General features: G+C 65.6%; 16 protein-coding genes and 1 other RNA gene. 8 read left to right on the top strand and 9 right to left on the bottom strand.

Annotated features, from left to right (window positions below; all coding sequences use genetic code 11):
* Nucleotides 1-15: 15 nt before the first annotated feature.
* From JQ621_RS33555 to JQ621_RS33535, 5 genes are all read right to left on the bottom strand, one after another.
* Complete coding sequence (locus JQ621_RS33555; protein WP_212241339.1) at nucleotides 16-840, bottom strand: TIGR00282 family metallophosphoesterase; 825 nt, start codon at nucleotides 838-840, stop codon at nucleotides 16-18.
* Complete coding sequence (locus tag JQ621_RS33550) at nucleotides 818-1,414, bottom strand: 5-formyltetrahydrofolate cyclo-ligase (RefSeq protein WP_212241338.1); 597 nt, start codon at nucleotides 1,412-1,414, stop codon at nucleotides 818-820. The genes JQ621_RS33555 and JQ621_RS33550 overlap by 23 nt, the downstream gene beginning before the upstream one ends.
* A gap of 225 nt (nucleotides 1,415-1,639) precedes the next feature.
* A non-coding RNA gene (ssrS, locus tag JQ621_RS33545) (6S RNA) lies at nucleotides 1,640-1,800 on the bottom strand.
* Between the two features lie 209 nt (nucleotides 1,801-2,009).
* Complete coding sequence (locus JQ621_RS33540) at nucleotides 2,010-2,393, bottom strand: cell division protein ZapA (protein ID WP_212241336.1); 384 nt, start codon at nucleotides 2,391-2,393, stop codon at nucleotides 2,010-2,012.
* On the bottom strand, nucleotides 2,390-2,680 hold the full coding sequence (locus JQ621_RS33535) for a DUF4164 domain-containing protein (RefSeq protein WP_249125734.1): 291 nt from the start codon (nucleotides 2,678-2,680) through the stop codon (nucleotides 2,390-2,392). The genes JQ621_RS33540 and JQ621_RS33535 overlap by 4 nt, the downstream gene beginning before the upstream one ends.
* Nucleotides 2,681-3,001: 321 nt before the next feature.
* Here JQ621_RS33535 and tkt point away from each other — a divergent pair, with 321 nt between their 5' ends.
* The 8 genes from tkt (at nucleotide 3,002) to JQ621_RS33495 (ending at nucleotide 12,599) form a co-directional block, all read left to right on the top strand.
* Nucleotides 3,002-4,996: a transketolase gene (gene tkt / locus JQ621_RS33530; RefSeq protein WP_312015473.1), complete on the top strand. Its 1,995-nt coding sequence runs from the start codon at nucleotides 3,002-3,004 to the stop codon at nucleotides 4,994-4,996.
* A 150-nt stretch (nucleotides 4,997-5,146) separates the two neighbouring features.
* Nucleotides 5,147-6,154, top strand: a complete 1,008-nt coding sequence (gap, locus tag JQ621_RS33525) for a type I glyceraldehyde-3-phosphate dehydrogenase (protein ID WP_212241332.1) — start codon at nucleotides 5,147-5,149, stop codon at nucleotides 6,152-6,154.
* 157 nt (nucleotides 6,155-6,311) lie between these two features.
* Nucleotides 6,312-7,508, top strand: a complete 1,197-nt coding sequence (locus JQ621_RS33520) for a phosphoglycerate kinase (RefSeq protein ID WP_212241331.1) — start codon at nucleotides 6,312-6,314, stop codon at nucleotides 7,506-7,508.
* A 51-nt stretch (nucleotides 7,509-7,559) separates the two neighbouring features.
* On the top strand, nucleotides 7,560-8,627 hold the full coding sequence (gene fba, locus JQ621_RS33515; RefSeq protein ID WP_212241330.1) for a class II fructose-bisphosphate aldolase: 1,068 nt from the start codon (nucleotides 7,560-7,562) through the stop codon (nucleotides 8,625-8,627).
* A gap of 268 nt (nucleotides 8,628-8,895) precedes the next feature.
* Nucleotides 8,896-9,921, top strand: a complete 1,026-nt coding sequence (locus JQ621_RS33510) for a class I fructose-bisphosphate aldolase (RefSeq protein WP_212241329.1) — start codon at nucleotides 8,896-8,898, stop codon at nucleotides 9,919-9,921.
* A 3-nt stretch (nucleotides 9,922-9,924) separates the two neighbouring features.
* Nucleotides 9,925-10,593 carry a thiamine phosphate synthase gene (locus tag JQ621_RS33505; RefSeq protein ID WP_212241328.1) on the top strand — a complete coding sequence of 223 codons (669 nt, stop codon included), beginning with the start codon at nucleotides 9,925-9,927 and terminating at the stop codon, nucleotides 10,591-10,593.
* Between the two features lie 8 nt (nucleotides 10,594-10,601).
* Nucleotides 10,602-11,708 carry a tetratricopeptide repeat protein gene (locus tag JQ621_RS33500; RefSeq protein WP_212241327.1) on the top strand — a complete coding sequence of 369 codons (1,107 nt, stop codon included), beginning with the start codon at nucleotides 10,602-10,604 and terminating at the stop codon, nucleotides 11,706-11,708.
* Between the two features lie 105 nt (nucleotides 11,709-11,813).
* Nucleotides 11,814-12,599 carry an inositol monophosphatase family protein gene (locus JQ621_RS33495; RefSeq protein WP_212241326.1) on the top strand — a complete coding sequence of 262 codons (786 nt, stop codon included), beginning with the start codon at nucleotides 11,814-11,816 and terminating at the stop codon, nucleotides 12,597-12,599.
* A gap of 472 nt (nucleotides 12,600-13,071) precedes the next feature.
* On the opposite strand, the gene JQ621_RS33490 is transcribed toward JQ621_RS33495, so the two are convergent.
* From JQ621_RS33490 to JQ621_RS33475, 4 genes are all read right to left on the bottom strand, one after another.
* Nucleotides 13,072-16,227: an efflux RND transporter permease subunit gene (locus JQ621_RS33490; protein WP_212241349.1), complete on the bottom strand. Its 3,156-nt coding sequence runs from the start codon at nucleotides 16,225-16,227 to the stop codon at nucleotides 13,072-13,074.
* A 238-nt stretch (nucleotides 16,228-16,465) separates the two neighbouring features.
* Nucleotides 16,466-17,659 carry an efflux RND transporter periplasmic adaptor subunit gene (locus tag JQ621_RS33485; RefSeq protein WP_212241324.1) on the bottom strand — a complete coding sequence of 398 codons (1,194 nt, stop codon included), beginning with the start codon at nucleotides 17,657-17,659 and terminating at the stop codon, nucleotides 16,466-16,468.
* A gap of 230 nt (nucleotides 17,660-17,889) precedes the next feature.
* Nucleotides 17,890-18,918 carry an SAM-dependent methyltransferase gene (locus tag JQ621_RS33480; RefSeq protein ID WP_212241322.1) on the bottom strand — a complete coding sequence of 343 codons (1,029 nt, stop codon included), beginning with the start codon at nucleotides 18,916-18,918 and terminating at the stop codon, nucleotides 17,890-17,892.
* Nucleotides 18,915-19,736 (bottom strand): DUF1295 domain-containing protein, encoded by an 822-nt coding sequence (locus JQ621_RS33475; protein WP_212241321.1) that lies wholly within the window; start codon nucleotides 19,734-19,736, stop codon nucleotides 18,915-18,917. Before JQ621_RS33475 ends, JQ621_RS33480 begins: the two co-directional genes overlap by 4 nt.
* Between the last annotated feature and the right edge of the window lie 143 nt (nucleotides 19,737-19,879).

The raw sequence follows: 19,879 nt of genomic DNA, 5'->3' as shown, positions 1-19,879 counted from the left end.
GCCCTCCGGAAGAATTCAGCTCAACCAGAATTTCGGCGTCGTCGGCTCCAGCCTTCCGCCGACGCGCACCGGCGCGATTCTCAGCGCCAGCCCCGTGGCGTCATCCGTCTCGACCGCGACGCCGCTGAGCGTCGCGACGCCCGCGGCGGGCTCGAACCGGCCCGACGGAATTCCCGACGTGAACCTGCGCAGCGGTTCTTCCTTCTGCATGCCGATGATGGAATCGTAATCGCCGGTCATGCCGGCGTCGGTCATGTACGCTGTGCCGCCTGAGAGGATCTGGTGGTCGGCGGTCGGCACATGCGTATGCGTGCCGACGACGAGGCTGGCGCGGCCGTCGCAGAAGAAGCCGATGCCCTGCTTCTCGCTTGAAGCCTCGCAATGGAAGTCGACGACGATGGCGTCGGCGGCGACGCCGAGCGGACAGGCCCCGAGCTCACGTTCGAGTGCGGCGAAGGGATCGTCGAACGGCGTCATGAAGACGCGCCCGAGCGCGTTGACGACGAGCGCATGCCTGCCGTTCTTGGTCTCGACCAGGGCGGCACCACGGCCGGGCGTGCCGCGCGGATAATTCGCCGGCCGCACCAGGCGGTCGGCGCGCTCGATGAACACGAGCGCCTCGCGCTGGTCCCAGGAGTGATTGCCCAAGGTCACCGCATCGGCGCCGGCGTCGAGAAACTCCTGATAGATCGCTTCCGTGATACCGAAGCCGCCGGCCGAGTTCTCGCCGTTGACGACGACGAAATCGAGCGACCAGTCCTTGATCATGCCGGGCAGATATTCGGCGATGGCGTTGCGCCCGCTACGGCCGACGACATCACCCACGAACAGAATGCGCAACTTCAGAACTCCGGAAATCGAACAGTTCCGATTCCGTTAGCACATAATCCAGCGCCACGTCGTGGGCTAGTGCCGGCACCGCCTCGATCTCCTGCACTGCAAAAGCAAGGCCGATGCCGACGATGGTCTTGGTCTTGCGCAGATGCGCGAAGGTGAAATCGTAATGCCCCGCGCCATAGCCGATGCGATGGCCGAGACGGTCGAACGCGGCGAGCGGCGTCAGCATGACGTCGGGAATGACCTCGGCGGCCGCCGGCGACGGCTCGGGAATGCCGAGCGGGCCGAGCATCAGGCGGTCGTTCGGATGGAAGAGACGGAAGACCAGCGCCTGGCCGCGCGCGGTGACGCAAGGCAGCGCCAGCCTGGCGCCCTCGTCCGCAAGCTTCCTCATCAGCGGCAAGGGGTCGATCTCGCTGCGGATCGGCGAGTAGCCGGAGACGATGCTGCCGGGCAGCAGCTTGAACGGCAGACCGCGCTTGGCGAGCTTCGCAGCGGCGGCGCTGCGCTTCTTTTCGCTGAGCGCCTCGCGCGCCGCGAGGGCTTTGGCGCGGAGTTCGGATTTGGTGTTGGACATGTGCGTTTGCTCCGAAGGCGAAGTCTTGCTCCGCCGTCATCACCCCGCCTCGTACGCCCTTGCGCACTGGAGCGGGTGATCCAGTATTCCAGAGACGGTCGTGATTCACACACAGGCCGCGGCGTACTGGATGCCCCGGTCCTCCGTGCGCAACTGCGCACTCGGCCGGAGCATGACAAAACTGAACTGGCCGCAGTTTCGACAAGCACAAACCAGCAAACGAAGTGCGAAGCCGCAGACGCCGTTGAAGCACTCGATCCCGGAGTTCCCTACGAAAGTAGGTGGGCACCATATGTCCGGGCCCACGGGCCCGGCCAGGGACAGTTCCCTAAAGGATCGATAAGGCCCCGGGGATATATGGCTCCTGACGCGCGTCGCAGCCTCGCTTTGACAATGTAACAACGATGCTGACGAATCGCCAGCCCGGCGGGAGTGTGCACACTTGCTTGCCGAGTTCACCGGTGAGCTCCCTCTCCAGCCTGCGGGAGAGGGTTGGGGAGAGGGCTTTCTCCTCTGGGGGATGTCCCGTTGCGGAGACACCCTCTCCCCGACCCTCCCCCGCAAGCGGGGGAGGGAGCGCACTGCTCGCGTGGCCTCACCCGATCGCGATCCCGCCTCCGACGGTCCGGTTCAGGACCTGGGTCGACTTCTCGATGCGTTCGGCGGCCGAGTTCAGCGCGTTGACCACGGCGGTCTGGGTCAACCTGGCACGCTCGACGGCCGCATTGCGGAAATCCCTGAGTTCAGTCAGCTCCTGCTCCATGGTGCGGATGCGGTTGCCGGCGTCGACCAGCTCGTCGCAGACGGTCAGCGCCGCCATCACGGTGAGGCGCGCATCGCCGATCTCGCCGAATTTTCCGCGCAGCGACTGAATCCGCGTCTCCAGGCTCTCGGCGAGCTTGAGCAGCCGTACCTCCTGACCCTCTTCGCAGGCCATGCGGTATTGCCGGGCGTTGATGGTGACGTTGATGTGGCTCATCCATCCTCTCCGGTATCGAGCACCGAGCGTATCGTGACGATCGCGGAATCCAGCCGATCGGAGATCTCGCGGTTGGTCCGCTCGAGCTTGCGCGCCTTCACCAGCGCGCCGTCGAGTTCGTCGGCAAGCCGCGAGCGGTCCGCGCCCAGCGCCTGGATGCGCGTCGCGAGCTCGTTCTCGTCGCGATCGGCATCGCGCCGCCGCTCGACCGCGCTTTCGAGCGCGTCCAGCGCCGCCACCAGCCTGCGGGTCGCGATCTCGATCTCGACGGCGGATGACTCCGTCATGGCAGAGCTTTTGGATACGCGATCGTTCATGCAGTCAGCGGCGGAACCTGTGGGCCTTGCCCGTGGCCTTTACCTTGAGGGCTTGCCGGCCGGCAAAAGACTCGGTTCGGCAAGCGGTTAGAAGCAGAAATTTACGTGGCAAGCCAGCGAAGCGCAACGCCGCCGCGAAACTATGCACCGATAAGCAGCTTTTCGCGCCGTCGCGCGTTTGATGACCTTGGACTCCCGGAACCGAGGTGCTATCCCAGCGCCGACTTTCAGTGGCCGAAAGGCTCCTTCCCGCGCGGGCTTACCCTTCGCCAAGCGCCTCATTTCAGACGGATTTCAGACATGACGCAGGTCGATCCCAACCGTATGGCCAACGCGATCCGCGGCCTTGCCATGGACGGTGTGGAGAAAGCGAAATCGGGCCATCCCGGCCTGCCGATGGGCGCCGCCGACATGGCGACCGTGCTGTTCACGCAATTCCTGAAATACGACGCCGCCGTCGTCGACTGGCCCGATCGCGACCGCTTCGTGCTCTCGGCCGGTCACGGCTCGATGCTGCTCTATGCGCTGCTGTATCTGACCGGCAATGCCGACATGACGCTCGACCAGCTCAAGCAGTTCCGTCAGCTCGGCGGGCTCACGCCGGGTCACCCCGAGAACTTCCACACCAAGGGCATCGAGACCACCACCGGCCCGCTCGGCCAGGGCATCGCGACCGCGGTCGGCATGGCGCTCGCCGAGAAGATGCTCGCCGCCGAATTCGGCAAGAAGATCGTCGACCACCACACCTATGTGCTCGCCTCCGACGGCGACCTGATGGAAGGCATCTCGCAGGAAGCGATCGCGATGGCCGGCCACTGGAAGCTCAACAAGCTGATCGTGCTCTACGACGACAACGGCATTTCGATCGACGGCCCGACCTCGATCGCCGACTCGGTCGATCAGGTGAAGCGCTTCAAGGCGTGCGGCTGGGCCGCCGAGAAGATCGACGGCCACGACCAGGCCGCCATCGCCGCCGCGATCACCCGCGCGCAAAAATCCAGCAAGCCGACGCTGATCGCCTGCCGCACCACCATCGGCTTCGGCGCGCCGCACAAGGCGGGGACCTCGAAGGCCCACGGCGAAGCGCTCGGCGCCGACGAGCTCAAGGCCGCCAAGGAAAATCTCGGCATCTCGCTCGAGCCGTTCTCGGTGCCCGACGACGTGCTGAAAGCCTGGCGCGCAGCCGGCAGCCGCGGCGCCGCGGCCCGTCAGGAATGGGAAGGCCGGTTCGGCGAACTCGGCAGCCGCAAGCGCGCCGAGTTCGAGCGCCGCCTGCGCCACGAACGTCCGGCTTCGCTCGCCAAGGCGTTCCGCGCCTACAAGAAGGAGCTGCTGGAGAAGCCGATGACCGCGGCGACCCGCAAGTCCTCGGAAGCGGTGATCGAGGTGATCGCCGGCGCGATGCCGATGGAATTCCTCGCCGGCTCCGCCGATCTCACCGGCTCGAACAACAACAAGGCGAAGTCGGCAACCGCCTTCTCCGCCAAGACGCCGAAGGGCCGCTTCATCCACTACGGCATCCGCGAGCACGGCATGGCCGCCGCGATGAACGGCATCTTCCTGCACGGCGGCTTTGCGCCGAATGGCGCGACCTTCCTGGTGTTCACCGACTATGCGCGTCCCGCGATGCGCCTTGCCGCGCTGATGGGGACCGGCGTCGTCTACGTGATGACGCACGATTCCATCGGCCTTGGCGAAGACGGCCCGACCCATCAGCCGGTCGAGCATCTCGCCGCGCTTCGCGCCATCCCGAACATGCGCGTGTTCCGTCCGTGCGACGCCATGGAGGTCGCCGAGTGCTGGGAACTGGCGCTGAACCGCATCGACGGTCCGACCGTGCTGGCGCTGACGCGCCAGAACCTGCCGCAGCTCCGCACGTCAGCGCCGAACGAAAATCCGTGCGCAGCCGGCGCCTATGAGCTGGTGGCCGCGGAAGGCGAAGCCAAGGCGACGCTGTTCGCCTCGGGCTCCGAGGTCGAGATCGCGGTCGCCGCCCAGAAGCAGCTGGCCGAGCGCGGTATCCCGTCGCGAGTGGTCTCGGTGCCCTCGCTCGAGCTGTTGTTAGCGCAACCAGAGGCCAAGCGCGCCGCCATCATCGGTCACGCGCCGGTGAAGGTCGCGATCGAGGCCGCCGTGCGCTGGGGCTGGGATGCCGTGATCGGCCATGATGGCGAATTTATCGGCATGCATTCCTTCGGCGCCAGCGCGCCGGCGAAGGACCTTTACAAGCATTTCGGCATTACCGCCGAGGCGGCAGTTAACGCTGTGCTGAAGCGCGTCTCCTGAGTGTTGAGCTTGTCAAAAAAAAGGACTACGACTTCGCTCATATGATCAAGCACCGCCCGGCCGAACCGGGCGTCCGGCCCTAAAAAACCCTCGCAGGCGCGCGATCCGCGCGTTGTGCGGGACGACAGCGGTCATTGAAGGAGACGAAACATGGCAGTCCGCGTTGGAATCAACGGTTTTGGTCGCATCGGCCGCAACGTCCTGCGGGCGATCGCCGAGTCCGGCCGCAAGGACATCGAGGTCGTCGGCATCAACGATCTCGGTCCGGTCGAGACCAACGCTCACCTGCTTCGTTTCGACAGCGTCCATGGCCGCTTCCCCGGCACCGTGACCGTCGACGGTGACTCGATCAATCTCGGCAGCGGCAAGATCAAGGTGACCGCCGAGCGCGATCCCTCGAAACTGCCCTGGAAGGATCTCGGCGTCGACATCGCGCTCGAATGCACCGGCATCTTCACCTCGAAGGACAAGGCCTCGGCGCATCTGACCGCCGGCGCCAAGCGCGTGCTGGTCTCCGCACCCGCGGACGGCGCCGACGCCACCATCGTCTTCGGCGTCAACCACGAGACCCTGACCCGGGATCATCTGGTCGTCTCCAACGGTTCCTGCACCACCAACTGCCTCGCGCCGATCGCGAAGGTGCTGAACGATCTCGTCGGCATCGAGACCGGCTTCATGACCACGATCCACGCCTATACCGGCGACCAGCCGACGCTGGACACGCTGCACAAGGATCTCTACCGCGGCCGCGCGGCTGCGATGTCGATGATCCCGACCTCGACCGGCGCCGCCAAGGCGATCGGCCTGGTGCTACCCGAGCTGAAGGGCAAGCTCGACGGCGTCGCGATCCGCGTGCCGACCCCGAACGTCTCGGTCGTCGACCTCAAGATCGTCGCCAAGCGCGCCACCGACGTCAAGGAAATCAACGCGGCGATGAAGCGCGCCTCCGAGCAGCAGCTCAAGGGCGTGCTCGGCTACACCAGCGCGCCGAACGTCTCGATCGACTTCAACCACGACCCGCACTCCTCGACCTTCCACGAGGACCAGACCAAGGTGCAGAACGGCACGCTGGTGCGCGTGATGTCCTGGTACGACAACGAGTGGGGCTTCTCGAACCGCATGGCCGACACCGCCGTCGCGATGTCGAAGGTGATCTAAGAACGTAGGTCTCGTGTCCCGGACGCGGTGCAGCGCCCTTGCGCTGCTCCGCAGAGCCGGGACCCATTCAACCGCGGACTCGCCGCAATGTGAGTCCCGGTTCTGCAGCGCACCGCTTCGCGGCTAGCGCAGCGCCCGGGACAAGAGAGAGCGTCCGATGACCAACAAATTCCGCACCCTCGACGACGTTGACGTGAAGGGCAAGCGCGTGCTGCTGCGCGTCGATCTCAACGTGCCCATGGACAATGGCCGCGTCACCGACGCGACCCGGCTCGAGCGCGTCGCGCCGACCATCACCGAAATCTCGGACAAGGGCGGCAAGGTCATCCTGCTCGCACATTTCGGCCGGCCGAAGGGACGCGATCCCAAGGAGTCGCTTCTGCCCGTTGCGGAAGCGCTGGCCAACGTCGTGAAGAAGCCGGTCGCCTTCGCCGAGGATTGCATCGGCGAGCCCGCGGCCAAGGCTGTGGCAGCCCTGAAGGATGGCGACATCCTCTGTCTGGAAAACACCCGCTTCCACAAAGAAGAGGAAAAGAACGATCCGGCCTTCGTCGCGGAACTGGCAAAGCTCGGCGACCTCTGGGTCAATGACGCGTTCTCGGCGGCGCACCGCGCCCACGCCTCGACCGAAGGGCTCGGCCACAAGCTGCCGGCGTATGCCGGCCGCACCATGCAGGCCGAGCTCGATGCGCTGGAGAAGGCGCTTGAAGCGCCGACCAAGCCCGTCATCGCCATCATCGGCGGCGCCAAGGTCTCGACCAAGATCGACCTGCTGGAAAACCTCGTCACCAAGGTCGATGCGCTGGTCATCGGCGGCGGCATGGCCAACACCTTCCTGCACGCCCAGGGCGTCGGAATCGGCAAGTCGCTGGCCGAGAAGGATCTCGCAGCCACGGCGCTGCGCATCATGGAGAAGGCGGAAGCCGCCAACTGCGCGATCATCCTGCCGGTGGACGCCACCGTCGCCTATCACTTTGCCGCCAACGCGCCCTCGCACGCCTACGGCCTCGATGCGATCCCGGCCGACGGCATGATCCTGGACGTCGGCCCGCAATCGATCGCGCGCATCCACGCCGCCATCGACGATGCCGCCACACTGGTCTGGAACGGACCGCTGGGCGCGTTCGAGATGCAGCCGTTCGACCGCGGCACGGTCGCGGCGGCCAAGCATGCGGCCGAGCGCACCAAGGCGAAGAAGCTGATCTCGATTGCCGGCGGCGGCGACACCGTTGCGGCCCTCAACCAGGCCCATGTGGCCGGTCAGTTCACCTATGTCTCGACCGCCGGTGGCGCATTTCTTGAATGGATGGAAGGCAAGCCCCTGCCCGGCGTCGAGGTTCTGCGCATCAAGTAATTCAACGGCAAGAAGCAAGCGGCCCTTAGGCCCGGAACGGAGAAAACACAGATGGCTCGGATCACGTTGCGTCAATTGCTCGACCACGCGGCTGAGAACGATTACGGCGTACCGGCCTTCAACATCAACAACATGGAACAGGCCCTGGCGATCATGGACGCGGCCAACCAGGTCGACGCGCCCGTCATCATCCAGGCCTCGCGCGGTGCGCGCTCCTACGCCAACGACGTCATGCTCAAGCACATGATGGACGCAGTGACCGAGATCTACCCGCACATTCCGGTCTGCGTGCATCTCGACCACGGCAACGAGGCCGCGACCTGCATGACCGCGATCCAGGCCGGCTTCACCTCCGTCATGATGGACGGCTCGCTCAAGGCCGACGGCAAGACCCCCGGCGACTGGGCCTACAATGTCGGCGTCACCAAGACCGTGACCGACATGGCCCATCTCGGCGGCATCTCGGTCGAGGGCGAGCTCGGCGTGCTCGGCTCGCTCGAAACCGGCATGGGCGACAAGGAAGACGGCCACGGCGCCGAAGGCAAGCTCAGCCACGACCAGCTGCTGACCAATCCGGACGAGGCCGTGAAGTTCGTCCAGGAGACCAAGGTCGATGCGCTCGCGATCGCGATGGGCACGTCGCACGGCGCCTACAAGTTCACCCGCAAGCCTGATGGCGACATCCTCGCCATGAACGTGATCGAGGAGATCCACCGCAAGCTGCCGAACACGCATCTGGTGATGCACGGCTCCTCGTCGGTGCCGCAGGACCTCCAGGAGATCATCAACAAGTTCGGCGGCAAGATGAAGCCGACCTGGGGCGTGCCGGTGTCCGAGATCCAGCGCGGCATCAAGAACGGCGTGCGCAAGATCAACATCGACACCGACAACCGCATGGCCATGACCGGCCAGATCCGCAAGGTTCTGAGCGAGCACCCGGAAGAGTTCGATCCGCGCAAGTATTTGAAGCCTGCGATGGAAGCCATGACCAAGCTGTGCAAGCAGCGGCTGCAGGAGTTCAACACCGCCGGCCAGGCTTCGAAGTTCAAGAAGATCCTGACCCCCGCCGACATGGCCAAGCGCTACGCCAAGGGCGAGCTGGATCCGAAGGTGGCGTGACCTATCTTGCCCCTGCCTCAGCGAGTTCGGATCACCTCTCCCCGTCGGGGAGAGGTCGATTTGCGCAAGCAAATCGGGTGAGGGTTCAGGTCCCTCGATAGGGCTAAACCCCTCACCCGGCGCTTCGCGCCGACCTCTCCCGATGGGAGAGGTGCGGGAGCCAGCCTCACCTCGCCCTTTTACCCTGCGACCAACGTTGTCTCGGCAATTGCCCGAGAACCGTCTATTTTCACCGGCAAGGGCAGAATCGTTTTGGGAGGACCTCTCGATGAATCTGACTGAGCTCAACAGGATCGCGACCGCCATGGTCGCGCCGGGCAAGGGCATCCTTGCCGCCGACGAATCCTCCGGCACCATCAAGAAGCGGTTCGATGCGATCGGCGTGGAATCGACGGAAAGCAACCGCCGCGACTATCGCGAGATGCTGTTCCGCGCCAAGGAGGCCATGAGCCAGTACATTTCGGGCGTGATCCTCTATGACGAGACGATCTGGCAGAATGCCAAGGACGGCACGCCGCTGGTCAAGCTGATCGAACAGAGCGGCGCCATTCCCGGTATCAAGGTCGACGAGGGCACGCAGGCCCTGCCGATGTGCCCGGGCGAGCTGGTCACTGTCGGGCTCGACAGGCTCGCCGAGCGCCTGAAGACATATTACGAGCGCGGCGCCCGTTTCGCCAAATGGCGCGCGGTGATCGACATTGCCAGCGGGATTCCCTCGATGACCGCGATCAGCGTCAACGCGCATGCGCTGGCGCGCTACGCCGCGCTGTGCCAGGCCGCGCAGATCGTTCCGATCGTCGAGCCGGAGGTGCTGATGGACGGCGATCACGACATCGATCGCTGCTATGAGGTGACGAGCCGCGTGCTCAACAAGACGTTCCAGGAGCTGCGCCTGCAGCGCGTCGCGCTCGAAGGCATGGTGCTGAAGCCGAACATGGCGATATCAGGCAAGACATGCGCGAAACAGGCCACCGTCGAGGAGGTCGCGGAGAAGACCATCCGGCTGCTGAAGGCCTGCGTGCCCGCGGCCGTCCCCGGCATCGCCTTCCTCTCCGGCGGCCAGTCGGATGAAGAGGCGACCGCGCATCTCAACGCCATGCACAAGCTCGGTCCGCTGCCCTGGGGCCTGACCTTCTCCTACGGCCGCGCGCTGCAGGCCGCGCCGCAGAAGGCCTGGTCGGGCAGGCCTGAGAATGTCGCGGCCGGACAGAATGCATTCGCTCATCGTGCCCGCATGAACGGCCTCGCCTCCAGGGGCGAATGGCACAGCAGCCTGGAACAGAAGGCAGCCTAGATCTTGTCGAACAAATCGCCTCCGCCGCGCCCGGCGCCGCGCCTTTATCTTGCGACGCCCGTGCTCGATGATCCCGCCGCGCTCCTCGCCGAGCTGCCTGATCTGCTCGCCGCCGCCGATGTCGCGGCCGTGCTGGTGCGGCTGAAGGAGACCGACCAGCGCACCATGATCTCGCGGATCAAGACGCTGGCGCCGGTGGTGCAGAACGCGGGCGCGGCGCTGCTCGTCGACGGCCACCCTGAAATCGTCGCGCGCGGCGGCGCCGACGGCGCGCATCTGCCCGATGTCGCCGCGCTGGAAGAGGCGATGCCCTCGCTCAAGCCCGATCGCATCGCCGGCGTCGGCGGGCTCGAGACACGCCACGAATCCATGAATGCGGGCGAGATGGGCGCCGACTATTTGCTGTTCGGCGAGCCCGACGCCAAAGGCCAGCGGCCGTCATCCCAGGCAATTGCCGAGCGGCTGGACTGGTGGGCCGAACTGTTCGAGCCGCCCTGCGTCGGCTTCGCCGTCTCGTTCGAGGAAGCCTATGACTTCGCCGCCAGCGGCGCCGATTTCGTGCTGGTCGGCGATCTCGTCTGGGCCGACCCGCGCGGCCCCAAGGCCGCGCTGATCGAGGCCGATGCCGCGATCAAGAAGGCCTACGCGGCCGTTGCCGCAGGCCAGGGCTAGCGCCCGCCATGACGCTTCCGCGCATCACCCTTCTTGCAGCGTTGCTGCTGGCGACGCCCGCGCTGGCGCAGCTCCAGATCACGCCACCGGCGACGATCCCGAGCCCGGCGCCCGACAAGCAGAAGGCCAAGGAGCCGCCCAAGGAAAAGCCAAAGGAAAAACCAAAGGCCGCGCCACACACGATCGCCAAAAAGAAGGAGGCCGCACCGTCGTCGAAGCCGGCGGCCTCGCCGAGCCCGACGCTGCCGGCAACCGTGATCCCCGCGCCGCCAGCCGACAATCCCAATGTCGACCTGGTGTTCGGCGCCTATCAGCGCGGCCAGTACAAGACCGCCTTCGACCTCGCCACAGCGCGCGCCAACGCCGGCGATGCCAAGGCCATGACCATGCTGGGCGAGCTCTATTCCAACGCCATGGGCATCCGGCGCGACTACGCCAAGGCGGTCGAATGGTACAAGCGCGCGTCCGACGCCGGCGACCGCGAGGCGATGTTTGCACTCGCCATGCTGCGCATCGCCGGCCGCGGCGGCCCGGTCGACAAGGGCGAAGCGGTCAAGCTGATGGCCTCCGCTGCCAAGCTCGGCGAGCCCAAAGCCGCCTATAACCTCGCTCTGCTTTATCTTGATGGCCAGACCCTGCCGCAGGACGTCAAGCGCTCCGCCGAGTTGCTCCGCCAGGCCGCCGATGCCGGTCTGCCCGAGGCGCAATACGCGCTCGCGACCTTCTACAAGGAAGGCACCGGGGTGCTGAAGGACCCCGAAAGGTCGGTGCGGCTGCTCCAGGCGGCTTCACTGGCCGACAATGTCGATGCCGAGGTCGAATACGCCATCGCCATGTTCAACGGCACCGGCACGCCGAAGAACCAGCCGGCCGCCGTGGCGTTGCTGCGCAAGGCCTCCCGCCAGGGCAGCGCGATCGCGCAGAACCGCCTCGCCTGGGTCCTGATCAACGGCATGGGCACATCCGTGGACAAGGTCGAGGGATTCAAATGGCATTTGGTGGCTAAAACGTCAGGCAAGGGCGATCCGGAGCTCGACAAGCAGTTGGCGGACCTGCCGGCCGACGACCGCGCCAAGGCGGAGGCCGCAGCCAGGAAATGGCTCGGCAACAAATGACCCGGCGCCACCTGGCTCGAATGACTTGACCTTTGGCCCCTCGCGGGGCACCCAATCCCTCAAATGGCGTGGTCTCGCGCCCCTCCCCCATCAAAGACCGATCTCATGCTGTATTCCGCCACTATCAACGTCATGGTCAAAGCCGCGCGCCGCGCCGGCCGCAGCCTCAAGCGCGATCTCGGCGAGATCGAGCATCTGCAGGTCTCGCTGAAGGGACCGGCCAATTTCGTCTCGCTCGCCGACAAGCGCGCCGAGGAGATCCTCTACCAGGACCTTTCCAAGGCGCGGCCGGGTTACGGCTTCATCGGCGAGGAAGGCGGCACCCGGGAAGGCTCCGACAAGAGCCATACCTGGATCGTCGATCCGCTCGACGGCACCACCAATTTCCTGCACGGCATCCCGCAATTCGCGATCTCGATCGGTCTCGTGCGCGAGGGGACCATCATCGCCGGCGTGATCTACAATCCCGCCAATGACGAGCTCTACATCGCCGAGCGCGGCAAGGGCGTGTTCCTCAACGACCAGCGCCTGCGCGTCGCCGGCCGCCGCCAGCTGAACGAATGCGTGGTGGCCTGTGGCCTGCCCCATATCGGCCGCGGCGACCACGAGGAATTCCGCCGCGAGATGACCGCGATCCAGGATCGCGTCGCGGGCCTGCGCCGCTTCGGCGCCGCCTCCCTCGACCTCGCCTTCGTCGCCGCCGGCCGCCTCGACGGCTATTGGGAACGCAATCTGCAATCCTGGGACATCGCCGCCGGCATGCTGATGGTGCGCGAGGCCGGTGGCACGGTGACCGACATCAACACACCTGGCGATGCCCTGGTGACCGGGGATGTGGTATGCGGGAATGAGTACGTGCACGGGGAGTTGGTGAAGATTTTGCGGAAGTAGCTTTTGCGCACCGCATCGACGGTGCGCTGCCTCGCCCCGCTTGCGGGGCCGCGACGAGCTTCACTCGCGCTGAGAGGGTTGGGGTGAGGGGGACTCTCCACGGCGACGGTGAGAGTCGGACTCGCGGAGAGTCCCCCTCACCCGGATCGCATCTGCGATGCGATCCGGCCTCTCCCCGCGAGCGGCAGGGCAATCGCGTATGGTGTGTAGGATGCGGCGGCATTGGCAGTCGGCTCCCTCTCCCGCTTGCGGGGGAGGGCTGGGGTGGGGGCTGTCTCCGCATTGGGATTGTCGAAAATTGCGGAGGATATCCCCGAGTGGTGAGAACCCTCACCCGCCGCGCTCTGCGAGCGCGGCGGCCTCTCCCGCAAGCGGGAGAGGCCGAGCAAGCCCGCGGTCCTCGCGAAATCCATATGCGATTGGCCTGCGGCGTACTGGATGCGCCGGTCAAGCCGGGGCATGACGGTGTGCCTTATGGCTTGACTGGCGCCGGCGGTCCATGCGCCTCGCTTTCATTCGCTGCCTTCGGCTCCCGATCCCCGCCCAGCACGCGCTGCACGGAGACGAAGAACACCGGCACCATCAGCAGCGCCAGGATCACCACCGCGATCATGCCGCCCATCACGACGGTGCCGAGCGATTGCTGGCTGGCGCCGCCGGCGCCATGCGCGATCGCCATCGGCAACACGCCGCAGATGAAGGCAAGGCCGGTCATCAGAATCGGACGGAAGCGCAGCCGGCAGGCTTCGATGGTGGCTTCCACCAGCGGTCTGCCCTCCTTCCGCAAGTCCTTCGCGAACTCGATGATCAGGATTGCGTCCTTGGCGGCAAGGCCGATGATGGTGATCAGGCCGACGGTGAAATAGACGTCGTTCGGCAGGCCGCGCAGGATCGCCGAAACCACGGCACCGACAATGCCGAGCGGCACGGTCAGCAGCACCGCGAGCGGAATGGTCCAGCTCTCATAGAGCGCTGCAAGACACAGGAACACCACGAGCACGGAGAGCGCCAGCAGGAACGGCGCCTGCGAGCCCGAGAGTTTTTCCTGCAGCGACTGTCCGGTCCATTCATAGCCGAAACCGCGCGGCAGCTTGCCGGCGAGGCGCTCCATCTCGGCGATGGCGTCGCCCGAGGTGAAGCCGGGCCTCGCTTCGCCGGAGATGCGCACCGCCGGATAATAGTTGAAGCCGGCGATCTGCGTCGGGCCGCGCGCCCATTCGACCGTGGTGAAGGACGAGAACGGCACGAGCTGGCCGCGGCTGTTCCTGACGTTGTAGTTCAGGATGTCCTCAGGTTTCATGCGGTCGCGGGCATCGGCCTGCACCACGACGCGCTGCATGCGGCCGCGGTTCGGAAAGTCGTTGATGTAGTTCGAGCCGAGATTGGTCGAGATCGTGTTGTTGATGTCTTCGAAAGTGACGCCGAAGGCGCCGGCCTTCTCGCGGTCGATCACGAGATTGACCACGCCGGCCTCGGGCAGGCCTTCGACATAGACCTTCTGCAGCACCGGGCTCGCATTGGCCTCCGCGATCAACTGGTCGGCGGCGCGCATCAGGGCCGGATAGCCCTTCTGGCCGCGGTCCTGCAGGCGGAACGAGAAGCCCGAGGAATTGCCGAGATTGTCGATCGGCGGCGGCTGCAGCGCGGAGATCTTTGCGTCGCGGATCGATGCCCCCAGATCGCGGTTGATGTCATCAACGATCGCGGCGGCGGATTCCTTTGGCCCACGCTGCGACCAGTCCTTCAAGGTGATGAAGGCCTGCGCGGTGTTCATGCCCTGGCCGGAGAAGCTGAAGCCGGTGAGGAACGTGACGTTGTCCACGCCCGGCCGCTGCGCCAGATATTTTTCCACCTTCTCGATCACGGCCTCGGTGCGCGCGTAGGAGGAATCCGACGGCGTCTGCACGTCGGTGGTGACGAAGCCCTGGTCGTCAACCGGCAGAAAGCCGCCGGGCAGGCTGACGAAGGCGAAGGACAGGCCTGATAGCAGCGCGAAATAGACCAGCATCAGGCGGCCGGTGCGCTTCAGCGAGAAGCCGACGGTGCGGGAATAGCTGTCCTTGCCGCCTTCGAGGATGCGGTTGAACCAGCCGAACACGCCCTTCTTCGCATGACCGTGGCCGGCAGCGACCGGCTTGAGCAGCGTGGCACACAGCGCCGGCGTCAGCGACAGCGCGAGGAAGGCGGAGAAGCCGATCGCCGCGACCATGGTCACCGAGAACTGACGGTAGATGATGCCGACCGAGCCGGGGAAGAACGCCATCGGCACGAACACCGCCATCAGCACCAGCGTAATGCCGATGATGGCGCCCGAGATCTGCGACATCGCCTTGCGCGTCGCTTCCTTCGGAGGCAGGCCTTCCTCGGCCATGATGCGCTCGACGTTCTCGACCACGACGATGGCGTCGTCGACCAGGATGCCGACGGCGAGCACCATGCCGAACATGCTGAGCATGTTGATGGAGTAGCCGGCGAGCAGCAGCACGGTGCAGGCGCCCAGCAGCGCGACCGGCACCACGATGGTCGGGATGATGGTGTAGCGGATGTTCTGCAGGAACAGGAACATCACGGCGAAGACCAGCACCACGGCCTCTAGCAGGGTCGACAGCACCTTCTTGATCGAAGCTTCGACCACGGGCGTGATGTTGTAGGGGATCTCGTAGGCGATATTGGCCGGGAAGAAGCGCGACAGCTCCTTCATCTTCTCTTCGACCGCGCTGGCCGTCGCCAGCGCGTTGCCGGACGGCGACAGCAGCACCGAGAGACCGGCGGTCGGCTTGCCGTTCAGGCGGGTGTTGAACTGGTAGCTGAGACCACCGACCTCGATGCGGGCGACGTCGCGAAGGCGCACGGTCGAGCCGTCGGCGTTGGCGCGCAGGATGATGGCGCCGAATTCGTCCGGCGAGGAGAGCTGGCCCTTGACCAGCACAAGCGCCGAGGTGCGCTGGTTGTCGGTCGACGGCTCGGCGCCGATGCTGCCGGAGGCGACCTGCGCATTCTGCGCCGAGATCGCCTTGTTGACGTCATCCGCCGTCAGGCCATATCCGACGAGTTTTGCCGGATCGATCCAGACGCGGAGACTGCGCTCGGTGGAATAAAGCGTGGCGCGGCCGACGCCGGGAATGCGCCTGACTTCACCGAGCACGTTGCGGATCATGAAGTCGCCGAGACCGACTTCGTCCAGGCTGCCATCGGTGGAGTTCAGCGTGATGATCTGAAGCACCGCGCTGGAGGCTTCCTCGATCAGAATGCCCTGCTGGATCACCGCGCGCGGCAGCCGCGCCTCGACGCGCTTGATGCGGTTCTGCACCTCGACCGAGGCCGCGCTGGTGTCGGTGCCCGGCTGGAAGTTGGCTGTGATCTCGACCTGGCCGAGCGAGTCGCTGGTCGATTCGAAATTGAGGATGCCGGAGGCGCCGTTGAGCTCCTCCTCGATCAGGCGGGTGACGCTGTTGTAGAGGTTTTCCGGCGACGCGCCAGGATAGCTCGTCGAGATCGAGATCGAGGGCGGCGCGATGATCGGATATTGCGCGATCGGCAGCAGCGGGATCGAGATCGCCCCGATCAGACAGATGAACAGCGCGACGACCCAGGCGAAGATCGGCCTGTCGATGAAGAAGCTCGGCATGTGCCGCTTGACCCTTGTTGTTTCGTTCAGGACCGATGAAATCAGCTCGGCCGGTTGTCTGAGGTCCACCTCTCCCCAGCGGGGAGAGGTCGGATTGCACCTGGCGATGCGAAGCTTCGTCAGTGCAATCCGGGTGAGGGCCGCAGCGTGCAGCGAGACCGTAACCCCTCACCCGGATCGCATCTTCGATGCGATCCGACCTCTCCCTTCGGGAGAGGTGCTCCGGGCAGCGCGAGCGTTACCGCGCGGCCTTGGGAGCGTGCCGGTCATCGGCGCCCGCCTCGGCCGCGGCCCAGGCTTGCGGTTTGACCTTGTCGCCGGCTGCGAACTTCTGGAAGCCTTCGACCACGACCCTGTCGCCGGCCTTCAGCCCCTCCGTGACGAACCAGACGCCGTCCTGCACCGAGCCGGTGCGAACAGGCTGCACCGCGATGCGGTTGTCGTCCTTGACGACAAACACCTCGCTGCCGCCGCCGCCATTGCGCTGGACTGCCTGCTGCGGCACCGCGATCGCGTCGCTGTCGAGGCCCTGGTCGAGGCGGACACGGACATACATGCCCGGCAAGAGCTCGCGCCTGGGATTGCGGAACTCGCCGCGCAGCGTCACCTGGCCGGTATGGGCGTCGACCTTCGCCTCGGAGAACAGCAGCTTGCCCTCGAGCGAATAGACCGTGTTGTCATCGAGCACGAGGCGCACCTTGGCGGCATCGCCTTCGATGCGATCGAGATCGCCGCTCTCGAAGGCGCGGCGCAGCTGATTGAGCTCGGTGACCGACTGGGTGAAGTCGGCATAGACAGGGTCGAGCTGCTGCACCGTGGCAAGATTGGTCTCGTTCTGCACCACCAGCGCGCCTTCGCTGACGAGCGCGGCACCGACCACACCGTCGATCGGCGCACGCACCGTCGCATAGTCGAGATTGAGCTTTGCGCGTGCGAGATCGGCCTTGCGGCCCTCGACGTCGGCCTGTGCCTGACGTTCGGCGGCGATGGTCTTTTCGTTCTCGGCTTCGGGGGCCGCGCGCTGGCTGGCCAGCATCGCGATGCGGCGCGCCTGCTGCTGCGCCTGCATCAAGGCAGCATCGGCCTTGGCGAGCGCGGCTTCGCCCGCCATCACCTCGACTTCGAACGGACGCGGATCAATCCGATAGAGCGGATCGCCGGCCTTCACCTCGCTGCCCTGGCGGAACAACCGCTCGACAACGATGCCTGACACGCGCGGACGCACCTCGGCAACGCGCGTCGGCGAGATCCGGCCGGGCAGCTCACGCACCACCGCGCGCGGCTGCGGCTTGACGGTCACGACGCTGACATCGGGTTCAGTGGTTTGGGCAGCAGAGACGGCAGAAGACGATTCGTCGCAAGCACCCAGCAGCGGCGCAAGGGCCGCGAGCATCATTGCAACGCATGCCGATCGCGCTCGAAGTCGTGACATGAAGTGGGGTACCTCAAATTGTTGAAACTGATCAGGCTTCGCGCAATGCCGGTCCTCGGCAATTCAGCGCGGCTGATGCGATCAAAATAGAAGGGACCTGCCGTGGCGCAACGCATGCTGCGGGCGGCTCAATGTCACACGCGCTATCGCGCTGAGTTCAGGTTGCTTTTGGGGACTCACCGGATTGTGAGTCGGGTTCCGTCGCCGCGCGCTGCGACAGAACATCGCAATCAGCCCGCCGCCTTCATCCGGTAGTGGCTGACGCCCCACTCGGCGCCATCGGCGTAGCCGAACAGGCCTGCGGTGGCGAGGAAGAACCAGCGCCAGCGCCGCATCCACAAATGGGTCTCGTCGCCATAGACGTTGCGCAAGGCGGCTTCGATCGCGTCGCGATGCGCATCGAAATTGGCGAGCCAATCGTTAGCGGTGCGTTGATAATGCGTGCCGCTCCAGCGCCATTCCTTCTCGATTTCGAAGATGTCGTCATATTGCCGGACGAGTTGATGGCTCGGCATCACCCCGCCGGTGAAGAAATGCTGCGCGATCCAGTCCTCGCGATTGGCGTGGTCGAACGCATAGGAGCCGGCCCGATGGGTGAAGATGTGCATGAAGAAGCGCCCCTCGGGGGCCAGCCATGCGCGCACGCGCGTCATCAGCTTGCGCCAGTTCATCATGTGCTCGAACATCTCGACCGAGACGATGCGGTCGAACCGGCCCTCCGGCGCGAACACGTTCATGTCTGATGTGACGACGCGCAGGTTCGAGAGGCCGCGCTGCCGCGCGATGTCCTCGATATAGGCGCGCTGGCCTTGCGAGTTCGACACCGCGGTGATCTTCGCATGCGGAAACTGCCGCGCGATCCACAGCGACAGCGAGCCCCAGCCGCAGCCGAGTTCGAGGATGGTCTGCCCGTCGGCGAGGCCGGCATGCTCGACGGTCTGGCGGAGCGCCTCCTCCTCCGCCTCCTGCAGCGTCGTCGCTTCGTTGCTGTAGAAGCAGCAGGAGTATTTGCGGTTCGGGCCCAGCACCTGTGCGAAGAAGCTTTGCGGCACCTCGTAGTGCTGGGCGTTGGCGGCGGCCGTGTGCTCGGCGATCGGCCTCAGCATCATCCGCCCGGCGAAGGCGGCATCGTCGGCGGCGGTGTGCGCGGCGAGGCGCGTTGCGGTGCGCGAGCACAGGCGCTGGATGGCGGCGCGGACCACCAGATCCGGCAGCGGCACGTGTTCGGCAGTCCCGATGATCGCGGAGACGACGCTCATGTGGCCACGCCCTCGGTCGGTTGTTGCTTCGGCGGCAGCGGGAAGAAGGCGCTGGTTCGCGACTGATAGGCACGATAACGCTCACCGCGGGAGCGCAGCATCTGCGCCTCCAGCGGCGGGATGCCGGTGACGTGCACCAAAATCCAGTACATGAAGATCGGCGCGAGCAGGCTGGCCCAGCCCCAGGGATAGCCGACGGACAGGGCGATCACCGGATAGGCGAGCCAGGAGAACCACTCGAAGAAATAGTTGGGATGGCGCGACCAGCGCCACAGGCCGACGTCGCACACCTTGCCTTTGTTGGAGGGGTCGTGCCGGAAGCGCCGCAATTGCGCATCCGCGAGCCCCTCGCCCAGGATCCCGGTCAGCAGGATCGCGACGCCGAGGAAATCCTGAATCCGCAACGCGGGATCGGGAAGATGTGCCGCGACGAAGATCGCGAACACCAACGGCACCGAGCCCAAGGCCTGGTTCTGCAGAAAGAGGAACATCCGCCAGGGCGCCTTGAGGCCCCAATCGGCGGCGAAAGCGGCATAGCGGGGATCGTCGGTGATCCCGGCGGTGCGGATCGCGATATGGATGCCGAGCCGGAACGACCAGAGCGCCACCAGCGCCGCAACCAGCCATTGCCGCGCGTTGGGCGCTCCGCCGGCCACCGGCCAAAGGGCCGCGCCGGCACCGGTGAGACCGACCGAAAAGGTCCAGATCGTATCGACCCAGCCGGAATTGCCCGTGCGCTGCTGCACGACCCAGGCGCAGGCCATCAGGACCGCGAGCGAGACCGCGATGGCCGCCAATCCCCAAAGAAACATCGCCATGCAAAAAATCCGACCTAAGCTTGTGGAATGCCGAAGTTTTGCAAAATACGTTGGTATCAAAGCGGGGTTTCAGCCTTGGGTTCCGCGCCGGCTTCCCGAAATCCGCACATCCGGCGCTTTTTTTGCACCCGGCCTGTGCCATA

The sequence above is a fragment of the Bradyrhizobium manausense genome (assembly GCF_018129685.1).
Lineage (GTDB): Bacteria > Pseudomonadota > Alphaproteobacteria > Rhizobiales > Xanthobacteraceae > Bradyrhizobium > Bradyrhizobium manausense_D.
Note: the sequence above shows the minus strand (reverse complement) of the source record. Positions and strands in the feature narration are given on the sequence as shown.